The organism is Croceicoccus sp. BE223 (assembly GCF_031457155.1).
GTDB lineage: Bacteria > Pseudomonadota > Alphaproteobacteria > Sphingomonadales > Sphingomonadaceae > Croceicoccus.
On the sequence record NZ_JAVDWB010000006.1, the window covers coordinates 156,667 to 176,142 of the forward strand.

The 19,476-nt window shown below is 67.8% G+C and carries 21 protein-coding genes; 13 read left to right on the forward strand and 8 right to left on the reverse strand.

From position 1 onward, the window contains the following. Nucleotides 1-64: 64 nt before the first annotated feature. The 6 genes from J2X37_RS13115 to J2X37_RS13140 all read right to left on the reverse strand — a co-directional run bounded on the left by J2X37_RS13115 (nucleotide 65) and on the right by J2X37_RS13140 (nucleotide 5,617). A complete protein-coding gene (locus J2X37_RS13115) occupies nucleotides 65-292 on the reverse strand; it encodes a F0F1 ATP synthase subunit C (RefSeq protein ID WP_047823470.1) in 228 nt (75 codons plus the stop codon). A gap of 46 nt (nucleotides 293-338) precedes the next feature. After that, on the reverse strand, nucleotides 339-1,100 hold the full coding sequence (locus J2X37_RS13120) for a F0F1 ATP synthase subunit A (RefSeq protein WP_404979628.1): 762 nt from the start codon (nucleotides 1,098-1,100) through the stop codon (nucleotides 339-341). Between the two features lie 82 nt (nucleotides 1,101-1,182). Further along, a complete protein-coding gene (locus J2X37_RS13125; protein WP_310022010.1) occupies nucleotides 1,183-1,500 on the reverse strand; it encodes an AtpZ/AtpI family protein in 318 nt (105 codons plus the stop codon). Between the two features lie 219 nt (nucleotides 1,501-1,719). Next, nucleotides 1,720-2,142, reverse strand: a complete 423-nt coding sequence (locus J2X37_RS13130) for a YdbL family protein (protein ID WP_310022012.1) — start codon at nucleotides 2,140-2,142, stop codon at nucleotides 1,720-1,722. Further along, nucleotides 2,142-2,429, reverse strand: coding sequence for a YnbE family lipoprotein (locus J2X37_RS13135; RefSeq protein ID WP_310022014.1), 288 nt, complete (start codon nucleotides 2,427-2,429; stop codon nucleotides 2,142-2,144). Before J2X37_RS13135 ends, J2X37_RS13130 begins: the two co-directional genes overlap by 1 nt. After that, on the reverse strand, nucleotides 2,426-5,617 hold the full coding sequence (locus J2X37_RS13140; protein WP_310022016.1) for a YdbH domain-containing protein: 3,192 nt from the start codon (nucleotides 5,615-5,617) through the stop codon (nucleotides 2,426-2,428). Before J2X37_RS13140 ends, J2X37_RS13135 begins: the two co-directional genes overlap by 4 nt. Before the next feature lie 176 nt (nucleotides 5,618-5,793). Between J2X37_RS13140 and radC the strand changes: the two genes are divergently transcribed. Next, nucleotides 5,794-6,510, forward strand: a complete 717-nt coding sequence (radC, locus tag J2X37_RS13145) for a DNA repair protein RadC (protein WP_310022018.1) — start codon at nucleotides 5,794-5,796, stop codon at nucleotides 6,508-6,510. Continuing rightward, nucleotides 6,510-7,241, forward strand: a complete 732-nt coding sequence (locus J2X37_RS13150) for an NRDE family protein (protein WP_310022020.1) — start codon at nucleotides 6,510-6,512, stop codon at nucleotides 7,239-7,241. The genes radC and J2X37_RS13150 overlap by 1 nt, the downstream gene beginning before the upstream one ends. Here the strand turns inward: J2X37_RS13150 and J2X37_RS13155 are convergent. After that, entirely contained in the window at nucleotides 7,225-8,142 is a 918-nt protein-coding gene (locus J2X37_RS13155) for a DMT family transporter (RefSeq protein WP_310022022.1), read from the reverse strand. The two genes, J2X37_RS13150 and J2X37_RS13155, sit on opposite strands and share 17 nt — an antisense overlap. A gap of 161 nt (nucleotides 8,143-8,303) precedes the next feature. Between J2X37_RS13155 and purB the strand changes: the two genes are divergently transcribed. The 10 genes from purB to J2X37_RS13205 all read left to right on the forward strand — a co-directional run bounded on the left by purB (nucleotide 8,304) and on the right by J2X37_RS13205 (nucleotide 16,676). Beyond that, nucleotides 8,304-9,614, forward strand: a complete 1,311-nt coding sequence (purB, locus tag J2X37_RS13160; RefSeq protein WP_310022025.1) for an adenylosuccinate lyase — start codon at nucleotides 8,304-8,306, stop codon at nucleotides 9,612-9,614. A gap of 97 nt (nucleotides 9,615-9,711) precedes the next feature. Further along, complete coding sequence (locus J2X37_RS13165; protein WP_310022027.1) at nucleotides 9,712-10,041, forward strand: LapA family protein; 330 nt, start codon at nucleotides 9,712-9,714, stop codon at nucleotides 10,039-10,041. Continuing rightward, complete coding sequence (pyrF, locus tag J2X37_RS13170; protein ID WP_310022029.1) at nucleotides 10,038-10,727, forward strand: orotidine-5'-phosphate decarboxylase; 690 nt, start codon at nucleotides 10,038-10,040, stop codon at nucleotides 10,725-10,727. The genes J2X37_RS13165 and pyrF overlap by 4 nt, the downstream gene beginning before the upstream one ends. A 2-nt stretch (nucleotides 10,728-10,729) precedes the next feature. Continuing rightward, nucleotides 10,730-11,245: a hypothetical protein gene (locus J2X37_RS13175; RefSeq protein ID WP_310022032.1), complete on the forward strand. Its 516-nt coding sequence runs from the start codon at nucleotides 10,730-10,732 to the stop codon at nucleotides 11,243-11,245. Continuing rightward, a complete protein-coding gene (locus J2X37_RS13180; RefSeq protein ID WP_310022034.1) occupies nucleotides 11,242-11,754 on the forward strand; it encodes a GNAT family N-acetyltransferase in 513 nt (170 codons plus the stop codon). The genes J2X37_RS13175 and J2X37_RS13180 overlap by 4 nt, the downstream gene beginning before the upstream one ends. Before the next feature lie 10 nt (nucleotides 11,755-11,764). Beyond that, nucleotides 11,765-12,403: a phosphoribosylanthranilate isomerase gene (locus tag J2X37_RS13185; RefSeq protein ID WP_310022036.1), complete on the forward strand. Its 639-nt coding sequence runs from the start codon at nucleotides 11,765-11,767 to the stop codon at nucleotides 12,401-12,403. A gap of 37 nt (nucleotides 12,404-12,440) precedes the next feature. After that, nucleotides 12,441-13,679, forward strand: a complete 1,239-nt coding sequence (trpB, locus tag J2X37_RS13190; RefSeq protein WP_310022038.1) for a tryptophan synthase subunit beta — start codon at nucleotides 12,441-12,443, stop codon at nucleotides 13,677-13,679. Further along, nucleotides 13,676-14,482 carry a tryptophan synthase subunit alpha gene (trpA, locus tag J2X37_RS13195; protein ID WP_310022041.1) on the forward strand — a complete coding sequence of 269 codons (807 nt, stop codon included), beginning with the start codon at nucleotides 13,676-13,678 and terminating at the stop codon, nucleotides 14,480-14,482. Before trpB ends, trpA begins: the two co-directional genes overlap by 4 nt. After that, complete coding sequence (gene accD, locus J2X37_RS13200) at nucleotides 14,479-15,330, forward strand: acetyl-CoA carboxylase, carboxyltransferase subunit beta (protein ID WP_310022043.1); 852 nt, start codon at nucleotides 14,479-14,481, stop codon at nucleotides 15,328-15,330. Before trpA ends, accD begins: the two co-directional genes overlap by 4 nt. A gap of 23 nt (nucleotides 15,331-15,353) precedes the next feature. Continuing rightward, entirely contained in the window at nucleotides 15,354-16,676 is a 1,323-nt protein-coding gene (locus J2X37_RS13205; RefSeq protein ID WP_310022045.1) for a folylpolyglutamate synthase/dihydrofolate synthase family protein, read from the forward strand. A gap of 4 nt (nucleotides 16,677-16,680) precedes the next feature. Here the strand turns inward: J2X37_RS13205 and J2X37_RS13210 are convergent, their stop codons facing one another. Then, on the reverse strand, nucleotides 16,681-18,429 hold the full coding sequence (locus tag J2X37_RS13210) for an AmpG family muropeptide MFS transporter (protein WP_310022047.1): 1,749 nt from the start codon (nucleotides 18,427-18,429) through the stop codon (nucleotides 16,681-16,683). A 129-nt stretch (nucleotides 18,430-18,558) separates the two neighbouring features. Here J2X37_RS13210 and J2X37_RS13215 point away from each other — a divergent pair, with 129 nt between their 5' ends. Beyond that, nucleotides 18,559-19,452: a pseudouridine synthase gene (locus J2X37_RS13215; RefSeq protein WP_404979623.1), complete on the forward strand. Its 894-nt coding sequence runs from the start codon at nucleotides 18,559-18,561 to the stop codon at nucleotides 19,450-19,452. The last annotated feature ends 24 nt before the right edge of the window (nucleotides 19,453-19,476 follow it).

Genomic DNA, 19,476 nt, shown 5'->3' on the forward strand with positions numbered 1-19,476 from the left:
AGCGGTAATCGGGTGGCCCGCCCGGCCCGCCACGCTGGCGGACCGGTCAGGCCGGAACGTTCGATCAGGCGACGAAGATCAGGATCATCGCGACGACGAACGAGAGCAGGCCGAGAAGTTCGGCGGCGGCGAAGCCGATGAACAGGCGGCCCTGCTGACCGTCGGCGGCACCCGGGTTGCGCAGGGCGCTTTCCAGGAACGAACCGAAGACGTTACCCACGCCGATGGCGGCCATGCCGGCGCCTATGGCAGCGAGACCCGCACCGATCAGCTTTGCGCTTTCTGCGTCCATTTCCATAACTCCTTTTCCTTGAATCTCAGGTGATTGCGTTAAAGACTTAGTGAAGGTTCTCAGCGTCGTTGATGTACAGCGAGCTCAACAGCGCGAAGACGTAGGCCTGGATGCCGGCGACGAGGATCTCGAGCGCGCAGATGGCGACCATCAGGATGAAGCTGAGCACCGCGACGACCGGGCCGATGCCGGTGCTCATCGCATTGAACCCATCGATCACGAAGCTCGACAGCACTTCAAGCAGGACGTGGCCGGCCATCATCGCGACGAACAGTCGCAGGCCGAGGCTGAATGGGCGGACCATGAACGAGACCAGCTCGATGCAGAAGATCAGCGGGATCATCGGCAGCGGCGTGCCGTGCGGCACGAACAGGCTGAAGAAATGCAGCTTGTGCTTGGCGAAGCCGACGATCAGCACGATCGAGAACGACAGGATCGCGAGGATCCCGGTGATCGTGAAGTGGCTGGTGAAGGTGAAGGGATGGACCCCGACGACGCCGAGCGGCAGCAGGCCGAGGATGTTCGCGAAGAGGATGAACATGAACAGCGAGAAGATGTAGGGCACGTACTTGCGCCCCGCCTTACCCACGTTCGCTTCGAGCATATCGTCGATGAAGCCGGTGAAGCTTTCCACCGCCATCTGCCAGCGGCCGGGAACGAGCTGGCGCTTCATGCCGCCGGCCACGAAGACCCACAGCACCACCGCCGCGATCGCCATCCACAGCGCGGAATTGGTAAAGGCGATATTGTAGCCGAGCAGTTCCATGCGATCGGTGCCGAACAGCGGCTCGATCGTGAACTGGTGCATCGGGTCGACTTTGGCTTCGGTTGCCACGCGTGTTTCCCTGTCGCCTTATGAACGACAGCGCCCCTCCACTCCCCCTATGGGATCAGTCGGGACGCCGGTTCGAAATCCGTATGATGTTCCTGAAGGCGACGATGATCCCGAGGAACAGCATCACCAACAGACCCCAGGGCGACGTGCCTGCGAACCGGTCGATTACCCAACCGATCAGGCCGCCGCCAACAAGACCCCCGAGCAGTTCCGCCAGCACCCTGGACCCGAGGCGATAGTTCGCGTCGGCGCCCTGCACTTGCGGCCGGTTGCGGTCATCTTCCCGTTCGCGCGCGGCCTTCAGCCGGGCGTCGAGCGAATCGATGCGCGCATCCTCGCCAAGAGGTTCCTGTCCGGGTCGCTCGTCGCTCATGCTGGTTCCTCCCCTTGAAAGGCCCCATGCAAGCGCTTCGAGCTGCCCGTCGAGGGCGCGGCCCCTTTAGGAAAGGGGTTCCGCCAAGTCAACATGGCCCAATGGTCGAATGAGGCGAATTATGCCGCGGCGCACAATCGCGCCAATTTGCGGGGCTTCAAAAGCAAACGGCGCGCCGTTTCGGGCGCGCCGTGGCAGCGTGCGGAACGGTCCTTGCGCTCAGCCCGCCGAAGGGCAGCGCGGATCGACTCGCGCCGGGCTCGAACCCCTGGTCTGCCAGCTTCCGTCGGGAGCCTGGTACTTTTCGCCCGGCACGGTGCGGGCGATCAGCAGGCAGCCCTGGGTGAAGGCGAATTCCTCTATCGTGACGCCCTGCGCGCGGGCGCGGTCGGCGTAGCTCGCCTTGCGCCGGATGTTGAGATCGTCGACCAGCGCCTTGAGGTTGCCCGACGGGCTGCCGACGAATCCGAGGTAGCCGTCCATCTTCTCGCCGATCGTGCCGTTGGCGCGGGCTGCGGCATAGGCCGGGTCGCGGTTCTGCGCGGCGGCGGGCGCGGCAAAGCTGACCGCGAGCGTGCCGATGGCGCCGGCGGCAAGCAGCGCGACGGCGGCCATGCGGGCGAAGGTTCGGGTGCTGGTCATCAGAAGATCTCCGGATTTTCCTCTATGTTCTCGTTCGCGGAATCGACGAGACGATAGAGCACTTCCTGCTTGATGTTGACGTTGAGCTCGATGACGATCGGTTCGGCCGGGGCATTGACGTTGACGCACGCGCCCGTCGTCGCAGGCGCAAGGCCGATTGCCACCATCCCCGCCATTCGGCGCCATCCGTTCGCCCACGCTGCCATCGGCGCGGTGTTCGCATCGGCAGCCGTCGCGGTCAATCCGGCCTTCTTTCTCCATCGAGCCATGTATTTGGCGAATTTCATCGCATTTCCTCGCTTTCGGCAGGCTGAATGCCGGGATCGGCCGGTTTGACCTCGTCGCTGCTCACCGCGCCCCTGATGGCGTTCCCGTTGCCGTCGATCAGGCCAAGCTCGCGCGGGTCGCGGACCGAGGCGGGGTCGTAGAGCGACTTGAAGCTGGACAGGAGCTGCATGAAGGGCGCGCGCACGTTGACGTCGAAGCGGATCGGCAGGTTCGCCAGACGTTTGGTGATGAAGTTGGTCTTGGCGCCCGCTCCCTGCTTCACGCCGTCGATCTTGACGCGGGTGACGATCTCGCCCTCCAACCGCCCGTCGAGCAGGATGCGCATCTGCGTGTAGTCGAGCGACTTCAGCGCATCGAACGCGAAATTGGCGATGGGGGTCAGGTCCTTGTAGGTCAGTTCACCGATGTAGGAGACGTTGCCCCCCGGTATCCGCGAGATCAGGATTCCGCCCTCGATCCGGCCGCCGTTCTCGTCGAAGATCAGCGGGATCGTTCCGTCGAACGTGCCGGTCGCCTGGATATTGGCCAGTTCCATCCGCTGGACGAACTGCGCGGCGTCGAGGCTGACGATGTCGAAGATGTAGTTGCGCACTTCCGCCTTGCCCAGGATCATCCGGGTCGGCCGCATCGTCAGCGTGCCGCCCATGAACGGGAAGGTCGTGGAATTGAGGTTCAGCGCAAGATCGGGGCCAAGCTGGAAATCGACGATCCCGTCGTTGACGACGATGCCGGGATTCACCTCGCGGATCGCCAGCCGCTGGCCGGGCCGCGTGGTGAGGCCGAGCAGATCGCTGAACTCGACCGTGCCCGACAGCCCCTTCACCGGTCCGAACGCCGCCGCAAAGTCCAGCGAATCGGTGTGGAATGCGCCGGTGGACGTGACGCCGGCGGCGTTCCAGTCGATCCGACCCTGACCTGTCACCGTGCCCTCCGCATTGGCGATCGTGCCGAGCGCGAGGCGGGTGACGGTGTCGGGCTGCAACCGCTTGTCGAAGGTGATCCCCGGCACGTCGAGGTCGGCGTGACCCGTACCGGTGGCCAGCGCGTGGCGGATATCGACGTCGACGATCGCGCGGTCGGTCGTCTCCTCGCGCAGCAGCGCCTCTGCCGTGATGACATTGTCGGCAAGGGTCAGCGTCGCCCCGCGCGCGACCATCGGCTGGAAGCGCGCGTCGGCCTGCCGGTCGGTAACGCGAAGCGCGGCGTCGGTGATGGCAAGCGCCTCGTTGCGCCAGGCCCACCGGCCCGAGGCGCGCGTCATGTCGAGCGGCACCGCGGCAAGCCGGATTTCCGATCCGGCGAAGCTGCCGCGAATGTCCTTGCCGATTTCCGCTTCCAGCTCGCTGAGCCGGAACTTCGTCGCACTTTCGGGCGCGCCCAGCGAAACGTCGAGATTGCGCGTGACCAGCTTGCCGGGAATGCCGAGGCCGACCGGGCCGCCGCGGATCGTCACCGGCGTTTCGCCAAGCGTGCCGGCCAGCGCCAGGTTCGGCACGCCGCCCGCGAACCTCGTACCGCGTGCGTCGCTGCGAAGGATGGCGCCGCCCCTGGGCGCGCAGACCATCAACGACTGGCGCTGGAGCGTCAGGCTGGCCAGTTCGAGCCGCTCGAATACCGGCGTGACGCATCCCGACCACAGCGCCAGCCCCGAACGCGGGGCCCAGCCACCCGATACCGGAAGGCGCAGGCCCCGTACCGTACCGCCCGGAATGGCCCCGCTGGCCCGCACTTCGCCGTCGAGCGCCAGGGCGCCCGCGGCGTTGCGGCGCACGGTCAAGCGGGGGATGGCAAGGCGCGCATCGCCCGCCGCATAATCGGCCATGGCAAGGCTCATCCGAGCGTCGCCTCCGGTCCCTCGGACCGCCTCGCCGACGATGACCGGCATGTTGCGTCCGCCGGTGCGGAAATTGCCCGACACCTGAGGGCCGCCGCGCCCGCCAAGGCTCACCTGCACACGCGAGAGGTCGAGCAGGTTGGCCCCGCTGGTCCCCAGCCACCGCGCGCTCGGCAAGGTAAGCGTGGTCCGGTCCGCGCCGACCCGCGCCTTCAAGTCGCCGTCGATCCGGCTTCGCGCCCCTTCGGCGGCCAGCGCGGCGCGCATGCGGGCAAGGAGCGGCGCAAGCAGCGTGCCTTCGGCCATGTCCTGATAGGAACCAAGCTCCCGGTTCAGCCCGTCGCCCGGCCGCAGCCCCCGCCCGCTGAAGCTGCCGTCGAAGGAGACGGTGTCGAACCCGTCCCGCGCGCGCACCGCGCCATCGATTCCAAGGCGGGTCAGGCTTGCCCCCGCCAGCGAAACGTCGGTGCCGGTCAGCTTCACATCGCTTGCGAGGCCGTTCCGGCCATAGGAGACGAGCATGTCGCCCGACGCCGCGCCGAGGGACTGCCCGGCGGCGGTGATGCTGGCCGTGGCCACCTTCACCCGCCCTCGCACCGCGTCGAACCGCTCGCTCCCGGTCGCGTCGACGCCAAGAGTGGCCGGACCCATGGCAAAGTCGGTCCGATCGCAGGTGACATCCTTCAGCCGGAGCGGGCCGGTGAAGCGCGGCTGTTCGCGAGTGATCTCGACCGTGCCGAACAGGCTGGCCCCGGTCGCGATGCAATCGCCGTCGGTCATGCGCGGCGCGACCACGCCGATCACCCCGCGAAAGCCGTTTCGCAGCCGGCCCTGTCCCGCGACTTTCGCGCCCACGTTGCCGTAATCGGTGCGCACCAGCGCCCGGCCATCGTCGATGCCGATGTCGAGGTCCGGCAGTCGGAACGGCTCCCCGCTCGGCCCGGCATAGAGCACGCGGTCCAGCGATCCGAAGCTGACCCGCCCGTCGACGAGCCGCCCGTACATCCGGGGCCGGACCAGCCGCACCGTGCCGATGGCGGGAAGTCCGAAACGGTACCGGACGGTCACTTCGGCCCGCTCGACCGTCATGTCGGGCTTTGCCGGATCGCCGATCACGACATTGGCGAGCACCTGACGCGACGGACCGATCGAGCGGACCTCGTACCGGACGGGCAGATCGTATTGCTGCAGGGCATCGCGAATCAGGCCGTCGGCGATGTCTTTCCGGGCCAGCCATGCCGTGCCGAACGCGGCCACGACCAGCACCGCACCGCCGATGGCGGTACGCGCCAGGTACCTGCGGCGGCGGGATCGGACCGGTGCGCTTTCCGGAATGTCGGCAGTTTCGGTCATCGCTTCCTGTATCGGCCGCCGACCAGCCAATCCACGACCTCGGCGGGCGGGAACTTGCGCGCGACTGGCGCCAAAGGCAATGGTGGCAATGTATTACGCCGCAGGAAACGCCCGAGGACCCGATGCGGTCCCGGCGGGGAGCCGAACAATTGCACGACGGGCAGGACGAGCTTCCAATGGGCACCTCACCGGCCGGAAAGGCGCGTGGCGCACCGGACGCGGGGCTGGATCCCAAGGGCCACCGCGCGCGGCTGCGCGCCCGGATGATGGGCGGCGGAGAGGATGCGCTCGCCGACCACGAGATCGTCGAATATCTGCTGATGACCGCGATCCCGCGCCGCGACGTGAAGCCGCTGGCGCGAACGCTGCTCAACCGTTTCGGCGGGCTGGCGGGGGTCTTCAACGCCGATCGCCATGCGCTCGAATCGCATCCCGGCATGGGCGAGACCAGCGCCGCGGCGTTGAAGATCGTGGCCCTTGCCGCGCGCCGGCTAGCCAGGGCGCGGGTGCAGGACCAGCCGGTGCTCGGCTCGTGGCAGGCGCTGATCGACTATCTCACCATCGACATGGCGCACCTCACGGTCGAGCGCGTGCGCGTGCTCTATCTCAACGCGCAGAACCGCCTGATCCGCGACGAGCACGTGGGCGACGGCTCGCTGGACGAGGCGGCGATCCACCCGCGCGAGGTGATCCGACGCGCGATGGAACTGGGCGCCGCGGCGATGATCCTCGTTCATAACCACCCGAGCGGCAATCCGGAGCCGAGCAAGGCCGACATCCAGATCACCAACCGGATCGCCGAGGCGGGGCGTCTGCTCAACATCACCGTGCACGATCACGTCATCATCGGGCGCGAGGGTCACGTCTCGCTGCGGTCGAAGGGCCTGATCTGATGTGCATCGCGGTGCTGGCCTGGCAGTCGCGAACCGACTGGCCGCTGGTGGTCGCCGCCAATCGCGACGAGTTCCACGACCGGCCGACGGCCGAGCTGCACCGCTGGACCGATGGCACTGGGGTGATTGCCGGGCGCGATCTCCGCTCTGGCGGGACCTGGCTCGGCGTGTCGGAACAGGCGGGGCGGCTGGCGCTGATCACCAACTTCCGCGAGCCCGGCGAATATCGCGACGACGCCCCTTCGCGCGGCGGGCTGGTAACCGATTGGCTGACGGGGGCGTGGCACAAGGTGGAGGATCGGTTCGATACCTTGCGCGCATACAACGGCTTCAGCCTGATGCTGGTCGACGGGCCGCACGGCTGGATCGTCGACAACCGGACGATGGCCGAACCGCGCGCAATGATCCCCGGCTTCTACGGCCTGTCCAATGGCGCTTTCTCCGATCCGTGGCCCAAAGTCGACCGGCTCGTCGAAGGCGTGCGCGGCGTGCTCGATCATCGCGCGCCGGACGAGGCTGCGTTCTTCGACCTGCTGGCCCAGGATGGCCCGGCGGTGGAAGCCGATGCCGAGGGCGCGCCGGTCTTCATCCACAACCCGGTCTACGGCACCCGGTGCAGCACCGTCGTCGCGCTGGGCCGTGACGGGCGCGGCATGATCGCAGAACGGCGTTTCGGAGCCGACGGCAAGTCCACCGGCACCACCCGGATCGATCTCAACTGGCGCGGTTGACCCGCCGCGGCGCGGCGATGACGATCCCGGCCAGGATCGCGACCATGCCCACTGCGTGATACCCGTGCAACGCCTCGCCCAGCAGCAGGGCGGCCAGCAGCGCACCTGCCAGCGGCATCAGCGCGATGGCCTGACCGGCAATCGCCGGCCCCGCCCGCGCGACCGCCGCGTTGAACAGGAAATAGGCGACGACCGAGGGAAAGACCGCAACGTAGCCCACGACCAGCACCACCGGCCCGGTCCACGCCAGGTGATGCCCAGGCAGAAGCAGTGCTAGGGGGATCAGGACGAGCGACCCGCCGACGAACATCACCCACAGCAGGCTGGCCGGTCGCACCTTCGGGGCAAGGCGCAGCAGCACCGTGTAGATGGCCCACAGGACGCAGGCGCCGAACACCAGCAGGTCGCCCTGCCCGAGCCTGAGGGCAATGAGCGAATCGAGGCTTCCCTCGAAGATCGTGTAGAGCGCGCCAGCCATCGACAGGGCGATCCCGGCGATCTTGCGGAGCGGCTCGTGGGTCTTGAACGCCAGCGCGGCGAAGACCAGCACCAGTCCGGGGATCGTCGCCTGCATCAGCAGCGCCTTGGTCGCGGTGGTCGATTGCAGGCCGTAGTAGAGCAGCGAATTGAATCCGACGATACCGCACAGGCACAGGACCACCACGGGTTTCCAGGCCGCGCGGAGCGCGGGCCAATCCTCGCGCAGCCCGCGCCAGGCCAGCGGCGTCACCAGCAGCGAAGCGCCGACCCATCGCAGGGTTGCCAGCGAAATCGGGTCGATGTCCGCGCGCGCGGCGCGGCCGACGATCGCGTTTCCCGCCCAAAGCGCCATTACGCAGCCGAGCATCGCATAAGTGAGCCAGCCCGCCTGCCGGGCACCTGCGTGTTCGTTCTCGCTCATTGTCGCGGGCGGATAGCACCGGAAGAGGCGGCTGTCTTTCCCGCAACCCGCGCTATCGCCCCTGCCTGCGGCCCGTCGGCCATTGCGCTCTTGCCATTTGCCCCCCCTCCCCCTAGCCGCCCCGTCGAAACCCGCATGCCCTGAACACCTCGGAGTCGAACATGGTCCCACGTTATGCCCGCCCCGCGATGACCGCGATCTGGGAACCGGAGATGAAGTATCGGATCTGGTTCGAGATCGAGGCCCATGCCACGGACAAGCTCGGCGAGTTGGGCGTGGTGCCCGAATCCGCGGGCAAGGCGCTGTGGGACTGGTGGGCGACCAACCCGAAGATCGACGTCGAGGCGATCGACGCGATCGAGGCGGTGACCAAGCACGACGTCATCGCCTTCCTGACCTGGGTGGCCGAGAACGTCGGCGACGAAGCCCGCTTCATGCATCAGGGCATGACCAGCTCCGACGTGCTGGACACGACGCTCGCCGTGCAGCTCGACCGCGCCGCCGCGATCCTGCTCGACGATCTCGACAAGCTGCTTGCCGCCATCAGGACTCGGGCCGAGGAGCACAAGTACACCCCCACTATCGGCCGCAGCCACGGCATCCACGCCGAACCGGTGACCTTCGGCCTGAAGATGGCCGAGGCTTATGCCGAATTCAGCCGCTGCAAGGAACGGCTGGAATTCGCCCGTCGCGAGATCGCGACCTGCGCGATTTCGGGCGCGGTCGGCACGTTCGCCAACATCGACCCCAGCGTCGAGGCCTACGTCGCCGACAAGATGGGCCTCGCCGTCGAGCCGGTTTCGACGCAAGTCATTCCGCGCGACCGCCATGCGATGTTCTTCGCCGTGCTGGGCGTGATCGCCAGCAGCATCGAGCGCCTCGCCGTCGAAGTGCGCCACCTTCAGCGGACCGAGGTGCTGGAGGCGGAGGAATATTTTTCGCCGGGTCAGAAGGGTTCGTCGGCGATGCCGCACAAGCGCAACCCGGTCCTGACCGAAAACCTCACCGGCCTTGCCCGCGTCGTGCGCGCCGCGGCGGTCCCGGCGATGGAGAACGTCGCGCTCTGGCACGAACGCGACATCTCGCACTCCTCGGTCGAGCGTTTTTTCGGCCCGGACGCGACCATCACGCTCGATTTCGCGCTGGCGCGGCTGACCGGGGTGATCGAGAAGCTGCTCGTCTATCCCGAACGGATGCAGAAGAACCTCGACCGGATGGGCGGCCTCGTCCATTCGCAGCGGGTGCTGCTGGCGCTGACGCAGGCCGGCGTGAGCCGCGAGGATTCCTATCGTCTCGTCCAGCGCAACGCGATGAAGGTCTGGGAATCGGACGGCCGGCTCTCGCTGCTCGAACTGCTGAAGGGGGACCCGGACGTGACCGCCGCGCTCACCCCGCAGCAGATCGAGGAGAAGTTCGATCTCGATTACCACTTCAAGCACGTCGACACGATCTTCGCCCGGGTCTTCGGATGACGGGCTGCGGGCCTCGTCCTGTCTCCTACTGGTCAAGCCCGACGTTCGCGCCTAGGTTCGCGCGTCCAACGCCGCGCTGACCAAGGGAGACACGGGTTTGCAGATAGTCAGGACCATCGTCTGGGCGACCATCGTTTCCGCCCTGACAGTCTTCGCCTATGCCAACTGGTTCCGCATCGACGTCACGATCTGGAGCAACGTGGTGCTCAACACCCCGTTGCCGATGATCATCCTGACCTCGTTCCTCGCCGGGTTCCTGCCGATGTGGATCTTCCACCGCGCCGCCCGCTGGCGGATGCAGCGGCGGATCACCTCGCTCGAAACCTCGCAAGCGACGCTGATCGCCGCCCAGCAGGAGCGCGAGACCGCAGCCGCCGCAGCCGCCGCCGAAGCCGTTCCCGAACACGAGAAGCCGCGCCCGATATGAGCAACCCGATCTTCGTCGCCGTCGATGTGCCCCGCCTCGATGCGGCGCGCGCCCTTGCCGAAAAGGTGAAGGGCCATGTCGGCGGGCTCAAGCTGGGCATGGAATTCTTCTACGCCCACGGCCATCACGGGGTGATGGAAATGGCGCACGTCGGTCTGCCGATCTTCCTCGATCTCAAGCTTCACGACATTCCCAACACGGTGGCCGGGGCGATGCAGTCGATCCACGTCCTCGAACCCGCCATCGTCACCGTCCACGCCAGTGGCGGGCGCGCGATGATGGAGGATGCGAAGGCTGCCGCGGGCGAGAAGACGCGGGTCGTGGCGGTCACCGTGCTGACCAGCCTCGACCAGAACGACCTTGCCCGCACCGGCGTCGGCGGCACCTCGCACGACCAGGTCATGCGGCTGGCCGAACTGGCCGAAGCCGCCGGGCTCGACGGGATCGTCTGTTCGGGTCACGAGGTCGGCGCGGTCCGCAAGCAGTGGAAGAACGGCTACTTCGTCGTCCCCGGCCTGCGCCCCGCCGGCAGCACGACCAACACGTCGTTCGGGGGAGACCAGAAGCGCGTCGTCACCCCGCGCCAGGCGCGCGATGACGGGGCCAGCGTGCTGGTCGTCGGCCGCCCCATCACCAAGGCCGAAGACCCGCTCGCCGCCGCCCGCGCGATCGAAGCGACGCTCTGACCATGTCGCACTTGGCCGCCCTGCTCGTCATGGCAGCGGGGCTTCCCGCCGCGCCCGGCAACCTGCCGCCCGATACCACGGTGCTGGCCGCTCCTCCCGCAGGCTTCCTCCTGCCCGGCTGCTCGCGGCCCACCGGGGGTGTCGTCGAAGGAGGCTGGGATCCCGACGATGTCGAAATTTCGCGGGCCGAACGCGCCGTCGCGGTCAAGCTCGCCGAACTGGCGGCGCAGCCCGGCTACACGCGCGGCACCGAGATGCCCGACCCGCTGACGTTCGACGTCAACGACATGCGCTGGCAGCGCGAGGTCGTCGGCATCGTGCGCGGCGGGCGCAAGATCGTCTTCGTCAACTACCTGCCCTCGGACATCGACGTGCTCGAGGAATTCATGCCGACCAAGGTTTGCGACGGCGGTCCGCCCTTCTTCGCCGCCGAATACGACGTGTCAGACGCGGCGATCACCCACCTCGCCTTCAACAGCGCGCTCGGCGGCCCATTCTGGCCCGCCTACGCCAGATGAGCGAAATCGTTATCGGGCCCGCGGCGGCAGGCGACCTGCCCGCGCTCGAGTTCATGGTCGAGAATTGCTACCGCGGCGATCATGCCCGCATGGGCTGGACGCACGAGGCCGACATGCTGCGCGGACCCCGGCTCGACAGCGGCGAGCTGGCGTCGGTCTTCGCCAATCCCGATGCGGTGATCTTTGTCGCCCGCCAAGGCAGCGACATCGTCGGCTGCGTCACGGTGACCGACCGCCCGCCCGATTCGGCCTATATCGGCATGCTCTGCGTCGATCCGCCCTTCCAGTCATCGGGCCTCGGCGGGAGGCTGCTGGCAACGGCGGAACTGCTTTGCGCCAACCTGGGCGTAGTGCGGGCGCGCATGTCCGTCGTCGAGGGGCGCGACGAACTGGTCGCCTGGTACGAACGCAAGGGCTACGTCCGGACCGGAGAGCGCGAGCCGTTCCATGCACCGCAGGAGCAGCCGATGTTCTTCACCATGCTGGAAAAGCGGATCGCCAGCGCCTAGTCCGCGCTGCATGGCGACTCGGATCAAGATCTGCGGCATCCGCACCGGCGATGCCCTCGAAGCGGCGATTGCCGCGCATGCCGATCATGCCGGGTTCGTGTTCTATGCCCCCAGCCCCCGCGCGCTGACACCGCGCGAGGCGGCGCCGCTCGGCGAACGCGCGGCGGGGCGGATCGGTCGCGTCGGACTGTTCGTCGATGCCACCGATGCCGAGATCGCGGAGGCGGTGGCCGCCGCCCGGCTCAGCGCGCTGCAGCTCCACGGACACGAAACGCCCGACCGCGCCGCTGCCCTGCGCGCTCGGCACGGCATCCCGGTGTGGAAGGCGCTGTCCGTCGCGGGCGAAGCCGACATCGCCCGCGCTACGCTCTATCGCGACGCGGTCGACCTGATCCTCTTCGATGCCAAGACGCCAAAGGGGACGCTGCCGGGCGGCATGGGTCTGCGGTTCGACTGGTCGCTGCTCACCAAGTGGCGCGGGCCGAACGACTGGGGCCTGGCCGGCGGCATCGGTCTCGACAACGTGGCCGAGGCGCTGGCCGTCACCGCCGCCCCCCTGATCGACGTATCGTCCGGCGTCGAGAGCGCGCCGGGGGTCAAGGACCCGGCCAAAATCGCCGCCTTCTGCCGCGCGGTGCGTGCCGCGTGATCTGGACAGCCTGCAACCCTTCTGCCAAGCGCGAGCCATGAACGAGACCACGACCCTGAACTCCTTCCGCAACCAGCCGGACGAGCGTGGCCACTTCGGCCAGTTCGGCGGCCGTTACGTGTCGGAAACGCTGATGCCGCTCATTCTCGATCTCGAGAAGGAGTATGTGAAGGCCAAGAGCGACCCCGCGTTTCGCGAGGAACTGGACGACCTGCTCGCCAACTACGTCGGCCGGCCCAGCCCGCTCTACTACGCGGAGCGGCTGACCGAGGAACTGCGCAAGTCCGCTCCCGACGGAAAGGGTGCGCAGGTCTGGTTCAAGCGCGACGAACTGAACCACACCGGCGCGCACAAGATCAACAACTGCGTCGGTCAGATCCTTCTGGCGATCCGCATGGGCAAGACCCGGATCATCGCCGAAACCGGCGCGGGCCAGCACGGCGTCGCCACCGCCACCGTCGCGGCGCGCTTCGGCCTGCCCTGCGTCGTCTACATGGGCGCCAAGGATGTAGAGCGGCAACAGCCCAACGTCTTCCGCATGCGCCTGCTGGGTGCAGAAGTGAAGCCGGTGAAGGCCGGCGCCGCAACGCTGAAGGACGCGATGAACGAGGCGCTGCGCGACTGGGTCGCCAACGTCCACGACACTTTTTACATCATCGGCACCGCCGCCGGACCGCATCCCTATCCGGAACTGGTCCGCGATTTCCAGTCGGTGATCGGCCAGGAGGCCCGCGCACAGCTGCTCGAACGCACCGGCCGCCTGCCCGACCTGCTGGTCGCGGCAATCGGCGGCGGATCGAACGCGATCGGCCTGTTCCATCCCTTCCTCGACGATCCCTCGGTCAGGATGCTGGGGGTCGAGGCGGCCGGTCACGGGCTCGACAAGGAACACGCCGCCTCGCTCGCGGGCGGATCGCCGGGCGTGCTTCACGGCAACAAGACCTATCTTTTGCAGGACGAGGACGGCCAGATCACCGAAGGCCACTCGATCTCGGCGGGCCTCGACTATCCCGGCATCGGCCCCGAGCATTCGTGGCTCAAGGAGACGGGACGCGTCGAATATACCTCGGCTACCGACAAGGAGGCGCTGGACGCGTTCCAGCTTCTCTGCCGGACCGAGGGCATCATTCCCGCGCTCGAACCCAGCCACGCGATTGCGGCGGTGGTCAAGGTCGCGCGCGAGATGCCGCGCGACGCCATCATCTGCGCGAACCTGTGCGGACGTGGCGACAAGGACATTTTCACCGTCGCCGGACACCTGGGGGTGGAACTGTGAGCCGCTTCGCAGCCGCCTTCGGCAAGGCGCACCCCGCGCTCGTCTGCTTCGTCACCGCGGGTGACGGCGACACCGCCGCGATCCTCGATGCGCTGGTCGACGGCGGGGCAGACGTGATCGAACTGGGCATGCCGTTCACCGATCCGATGGCGGACGGCCCGTCGATCCAGCTCGCCAACTTGCGCGCGCTCGACCCGGCCCGGTCCGGCGGTGCGATCACTACGGCCGAGATCTTCGAGATCGCTGCGGCCTTTCGCGCGCGCCACCCAGAGATTCCGCTGGTGCTGATGGGCTATGCCAATCCGATGATCCGGCGCGGAGCCGACTGGTTCGCCAACGCGTGCGCGAGGGCCGGCGTCGATGGCGTGATTTGCGTCGATACCCCGCCCGAGGAGGACGCCGAACTCGGCCCCGCCCTGCGTGGTGCCGGCGTCGCCACCATCCGCCTTGCCACGCCGACCACGGACGCGGCGCGCTTGCCGCAAGTGCTTGAAACGGCGACCGGCTTCCTCTACTACGTTTCCGTCGCGGGCATCACCGGCCTGCAACAGGCGGCGACGGCCTCGATCCAGGAGGCGGTGGCCCGTCTCAAGGCCGGAACCGACCTTCCCATTGCCGTTGGCTTCGGCGTCCGCACTCCCGAACAGGCCGGCGCCATCGCCCGCTTCGCCGATGGCGTCGTCGTCGGATCGGCGCTGGTCGAGCTGGTCGGACAGCACGACGCCGATGCACCCGCGAAGGTCCGCGAGCTGACCGCCGCGCTGGCCGACGCCGTCCACGCCGCCCGAAAGGAAATCGCATGAGCTGGCTCACCCGCGTCCGCAGCCGCATTCCCTTCGTCGCCAAGCGCGATACACCCGACAATCTCTGGCAGAAATGCAAGAACTGCCAGGAAATGCTGTTCACCAAGGACTACGAGGAAAACCTCTGGGTCTGCCCGCGTTGCGACGATCACGGCCGCATCGGCGCCGATGCGCGCCTGGGCCAGGTGATGGACCCCGGTTACACGGTCCTGCCCGCGCCGAGCGTCAAGGAAGACCCGCTCAAGTTCAAGGATTCCAAGCGCTACAGCGACCGGTTGAAGGCCGCACGCCTCGGTGCGCCGCACCCCGATGCGCTGACTCACGCGGTTGGCAGAATCGACGGGCGCAAGGCGGTCGTCGGCGTGCAGGACTTCGGCTTCATGGGCGGATCGATGGGCATGGCGGTCGGCGACGCTTTCCTCGCCGGGGTCGACCGCGCGGTGGCCGAGAAGTGCCCCTACGTCATCTTCACCGCCGCGGGCGGCGCGCGGATGCAGGAAGGCATCCTTTCGCTAATGCAGATGCCGCGCACCACCGTGGCGATCCAGCGCCTAAAGGCCGCGGGCCTGCCCTATCTCGTCGTCCTGACCGATCCGACCACGGGCGGCGTCACGGCCAGTTATGCGATGCTCGGTGATGTGCAGATGGCCGAGCCCAACGCCCTCATCGGCTTTGCCGGCCAGCGGGTTATCCAGGACACGATCCGCGAAAAGTTGCCCGAAGGGTTCCAGCGCGCCGAATACCTCCACGCGCACGGGATGATCGACATGGTCGTCCACCGCAAGGACCTGCGCCGAACGCTGGCGGACGTGATCGATTACCTGATGGCGGCAAGGCAGGCCGCCTGAACCGCAGACTGCGCAGGCCTAGCATGCGCGACTTCGCGACCTCCGACAGTCCGGCGGTGCAGGCGCAACTCGACCGGCTCGCGGCGCTCAGCCTGCCGCAGGGTCGGCTCGGGCTCGGCCCTGTGCGCGAACTGCTCGCCCGGCTTGGCGATCCCCACCTGTCGCTGCCGCCGGTGTTTCACATCGCGGGCACCAACGGCAAGGGTTCGACGAGCGCGTTCCTGGTGGCCATGCTCCAGGCCGGTGGCCATCGGGTGCACCAGTACACCAGCCCGCACCTTGTCCGTTACAACGAACGGATCCGGCTTGCCGACCGGCTGATCGGCGATGCCATGCTGGCAGACTTGCTGCGAGAGGTGCTCGACGCCGGGGCGGACATCGGCGCGAGTTTCTTCGAGATCACCACCGTTGCCGCTTTCCTCGGTTTCGCGCGCGTGCCCGCCGATGCCTGCGTGATCGAGGTCGGCCTTGGCGGACGGTTCGATGCCACCAACGTCATCGTCCACCCGGCCTGCTGCGGTATCGCCTCGCTCGGCATCGACCACGAACGGTTTCTGCTGGCACCGGAGGACGGCGCGCCGACCCATCCCATGGCGCGCATCGCGTTCGAGAAATCGGGCATCGTCAAGCCCGGTGCGCCGCTCGTAACGCAGCGCTACGGGCCAGAGGCGCAGTCGGAGATCGAGCGCGCGGCCCGCGTCGCCGGCGCGCCGCTCCATATGCGCGGGCAGGATTGGCACGCGGATGCAGATCTCGCTCTCGAATACCGCGACCGGGACGGTGCGCTGACCCTGCCGCTGCCCGCCCTTCCCGGTGCGTTCCAAGGCGACAACGCGGCACTGGCGATAGCGATGCTCCGGCATCAGGACCGGGTGATCGTATCGGCCCGGGCGATGGCCGAAGGGCTCCGGCATGCTCGCTGGCCGGCGCGGCTGCAATGGCTGCCAGATGGCCCGCTGACCCGGCTTGCCCCCCACGCTCGCGTCCTGCTCGATGGCGGGCACAACCCTGATGCGGGGCGGGTGCTGGCCGATTACCTCGCCTCGCTCGATGGGCCGATCCACGCCGTCGGCGCGATGTTGGCAGCCAAGGACGCGCGGGGGTTTCTCGCACCTTTCGGCGACCGCCTGGCAAGCTTTACCGCCGTGCCGCTTGCCTCGCACGAAGCCTTTGCGCCCGTCGATCTGGCCGCGATCGCCGCCGACGCGGGCGTGCCGCACACCCACACGGCCGACAGCATCGAGCATGCCCTGTCGGCCATCGAAACCGACGGCACGATCCTTGTCTGCGGCTCGCTCTATCTCGCGGGCGAAGTGCTGCGCGCCAACGGCCCGCTTCCCGACTAGCCGCCTAGCCGTTCACCGCCGTCACCCCGGCCCGCGCGCCCAGCCGGAACTGGCGCACCCATTCGATCACACAGAACACCACCGCGACGAAGCCGAGCAGCGTCGTCAGGATGAAGACCGGGTAGTAGCCCTGCTCGTCGATCATCTGCCCCAGCGCGCCGCGGCCCAGCGTGCCGATCAGGAACGTCAGCGACGACAACAGCGCATATTGGACGGCGGAATACCCCTTGGCCGTGATCGACGACAAGTAGGCGACCAGCGCCGCCCCGGCGAGGCCGCCGGCGAGGTTCTCGCCCGCGATGGCGACCATCAGCTTGGCCAGCCGCAAGTCGCCGCCGAACGATTCGACCAGCGCACCGAAGCCGGTGAAGCGCGCCACCGCCTCCATCGTCGCGCCGCCCAAGGCAAGATCGGCATAGAGCAGGTTCGACAGGGCCGCGGTGAGCGCGCCCAGCAGCAAGACCGGCATCCGCCCGATGAAACTGAACAGCGTGCCCCCGAGCGCAATGCCCAGCATCAGTGCGCCGACGCCGAAGAACTTGGAGGCGATGGCCACCTCGTCCTTCGAATACTGCAGTTCGCCGAGGTAGAATGGATAGGCGAAGCTGCCCCACACCGTGTCGGTGAAGCGATAGAACAGCACCAGCGTCAGCACGATGATGACCGCCCAGCCCAGCCGCCCGACGAATTCGGTCAGCGGCAGGATCAGCGCGCGGTATCCCTGGTCGACGAAACTGTCGAGGCCGCCCGAACGCGGCGCGGTCTGTGCCAGGACATGGCGCCCCTTGCGCCGCCAGTTTTCGAGCACCGCCGCGATGATCACCGGCACGATGACCGTGGCGATGACGATCACCGGGCCCATGTTCTGGATGAAGTCCACCGAATCGGGGCGCGAGGCCGTATCGCTGGACAGCGACCGGACCATGAAGACGCCCACCGTCACCAGCGCCCAGGCCCAGAGCATGCCGACGATCGCCAGCGCCCAGCCGCGAATGCGCGGCGAAAGCTGGCCGGGATCGCGCAAGCCGCGCAGGGCATCGTCGTCGGCGGTCAGCGAGGCCGTCGTCTGCGCTGGCTCGGGCGCGAAGATGCTGGCGAAGCCGACAAGCGCCATGACCCCGCCCAGTAGGGCGTAGACGACAGGCCAGCTCGTCCGTTCCGCCATGAAGAGCGCCAGCGCGCCGCCGACAAGCACCGCCGAGCGCCAGCCGAACTGGTAGACGGTGGAGAGGATGTCGATGGTCGCCACCTCGTCCGCGACATCGACGCGCCAGGCGTCCATCACGACGTCCTGCGTTGCGCTGGCGAAGGCGCCGATGCCCGCCAGCAGCGAAAGCGCGCCGATCGCGCCGGAGGGATCGAGCTGCGACACCATGACCAGAATCACCGCCAGCAGCGCCTGCGCGCTGACGATCCACTGCTTGCGATGGCCGAGCCGCCTGAGACCCGGAATGTCGATCCGGTCGAGCAGCGGCGACCACAGGAACTTGAACGCGAAGGCCAGCCCGATAAGCGAGAAGACGCCCATCGTTTCAAGGTCGACCTCGGCATCGCTCATCCAGGCGTAGAGCGTCGAAAGCAGCAGGGTATAGGGCAGGCCGGAGGCAAAGCCGAACAGCAGCATGTAGGCGGTCTTGCGATTGCCGAGCGATGCCAGCAACTTGCGCAGGCCCGGCTTTTGCGCACGCGGGGCGGCGACGGCCGGGGTTTCGGCGTCGGGGTTGCTTTCCGCCTCGTTGATCGTGCTGGTCATCCGCTTCACCCGTGATTGCCGTTGCGGCGGAGAGTAGTGCCCGGACAAGGACTTGCAATCGCAGGCCCCGCCTGTCCCCGGTTAACTCGCCTGAGGCTCGCAAATCGTGTCCTTGTCTTGAAAGAGCCGATGGCGCATGGCGCTGGCGTGAACAAGCCGCCCCGCAAACCACCCGCCCCAGAGGACCGCCGTCCCGGCAAGCGCCCCCCTTTCCGCCGCAAGCCCGCGGGAGGCGCGGCCAAAGGCCCGACGCCGCCCTCGGCCGATCTGCCGAAGCGCGATGGCGACCGCATCGCCAAGCTGCTGGCCCGCGCCGGCATCGCCAGCCGCCGCGAGGTGGAGCGCATGATCGAGGATGGTCGCGTCGCGCTGAACGGCGAAGTGCTGACGACACCCGCCACGGTGCTCACCTCGCTCAACGGCGTGACCGTCGACGGACAGCCGGTCGCGGCGCCCGAACGCACCCGCCTGTTCCTGTTCCACAAGCCCGCCGGGCTGTTAACGGCGGAGCGCGATCCGAAAGGGCGGCCGACGATCTACACCGCGCTGCGCAACGCCCTGCCGGCCGGAGCGCCGCGGGTCATGCCGGTGGGCAGGCTCGATTTCAACACCGAAGGGCTGCTGCTGCTGACCAACGACGGAGAGCTGAAGCGGGCACTGGAACTGCCCTCCTCGGGCGTGCCGCGCACCTATCGCGCCAAGGCGATGGGCAAGATCGGCCAGAACGACCTCGAGGCGCTGTTCGAAGGTGTCACCGTCGACGGCATCCACTACGGCCAGATCGAGGCGAACCTCGAACGCCGCAACGGGCTGCAGAACTGGATCGAGCTGACCCTGACCGAGGGCAAGAACCGCGAAGTGCGCAACGTGCTCGAGCATCTCGGACTGCAAGTCAGCCGCCTGCTGCGGACCGGCTACGGCCCGTTCGGGCTGGGCGACTTGCAGCGCGGCGCCGTCTACGAAGTGCCGCAACAGGAGGTCGAGCGCTTCCGCAAAGCCTTGATGAAAGCGCCAAAGACCTGATGGCCAGGGGCACGAAGGGCGCCG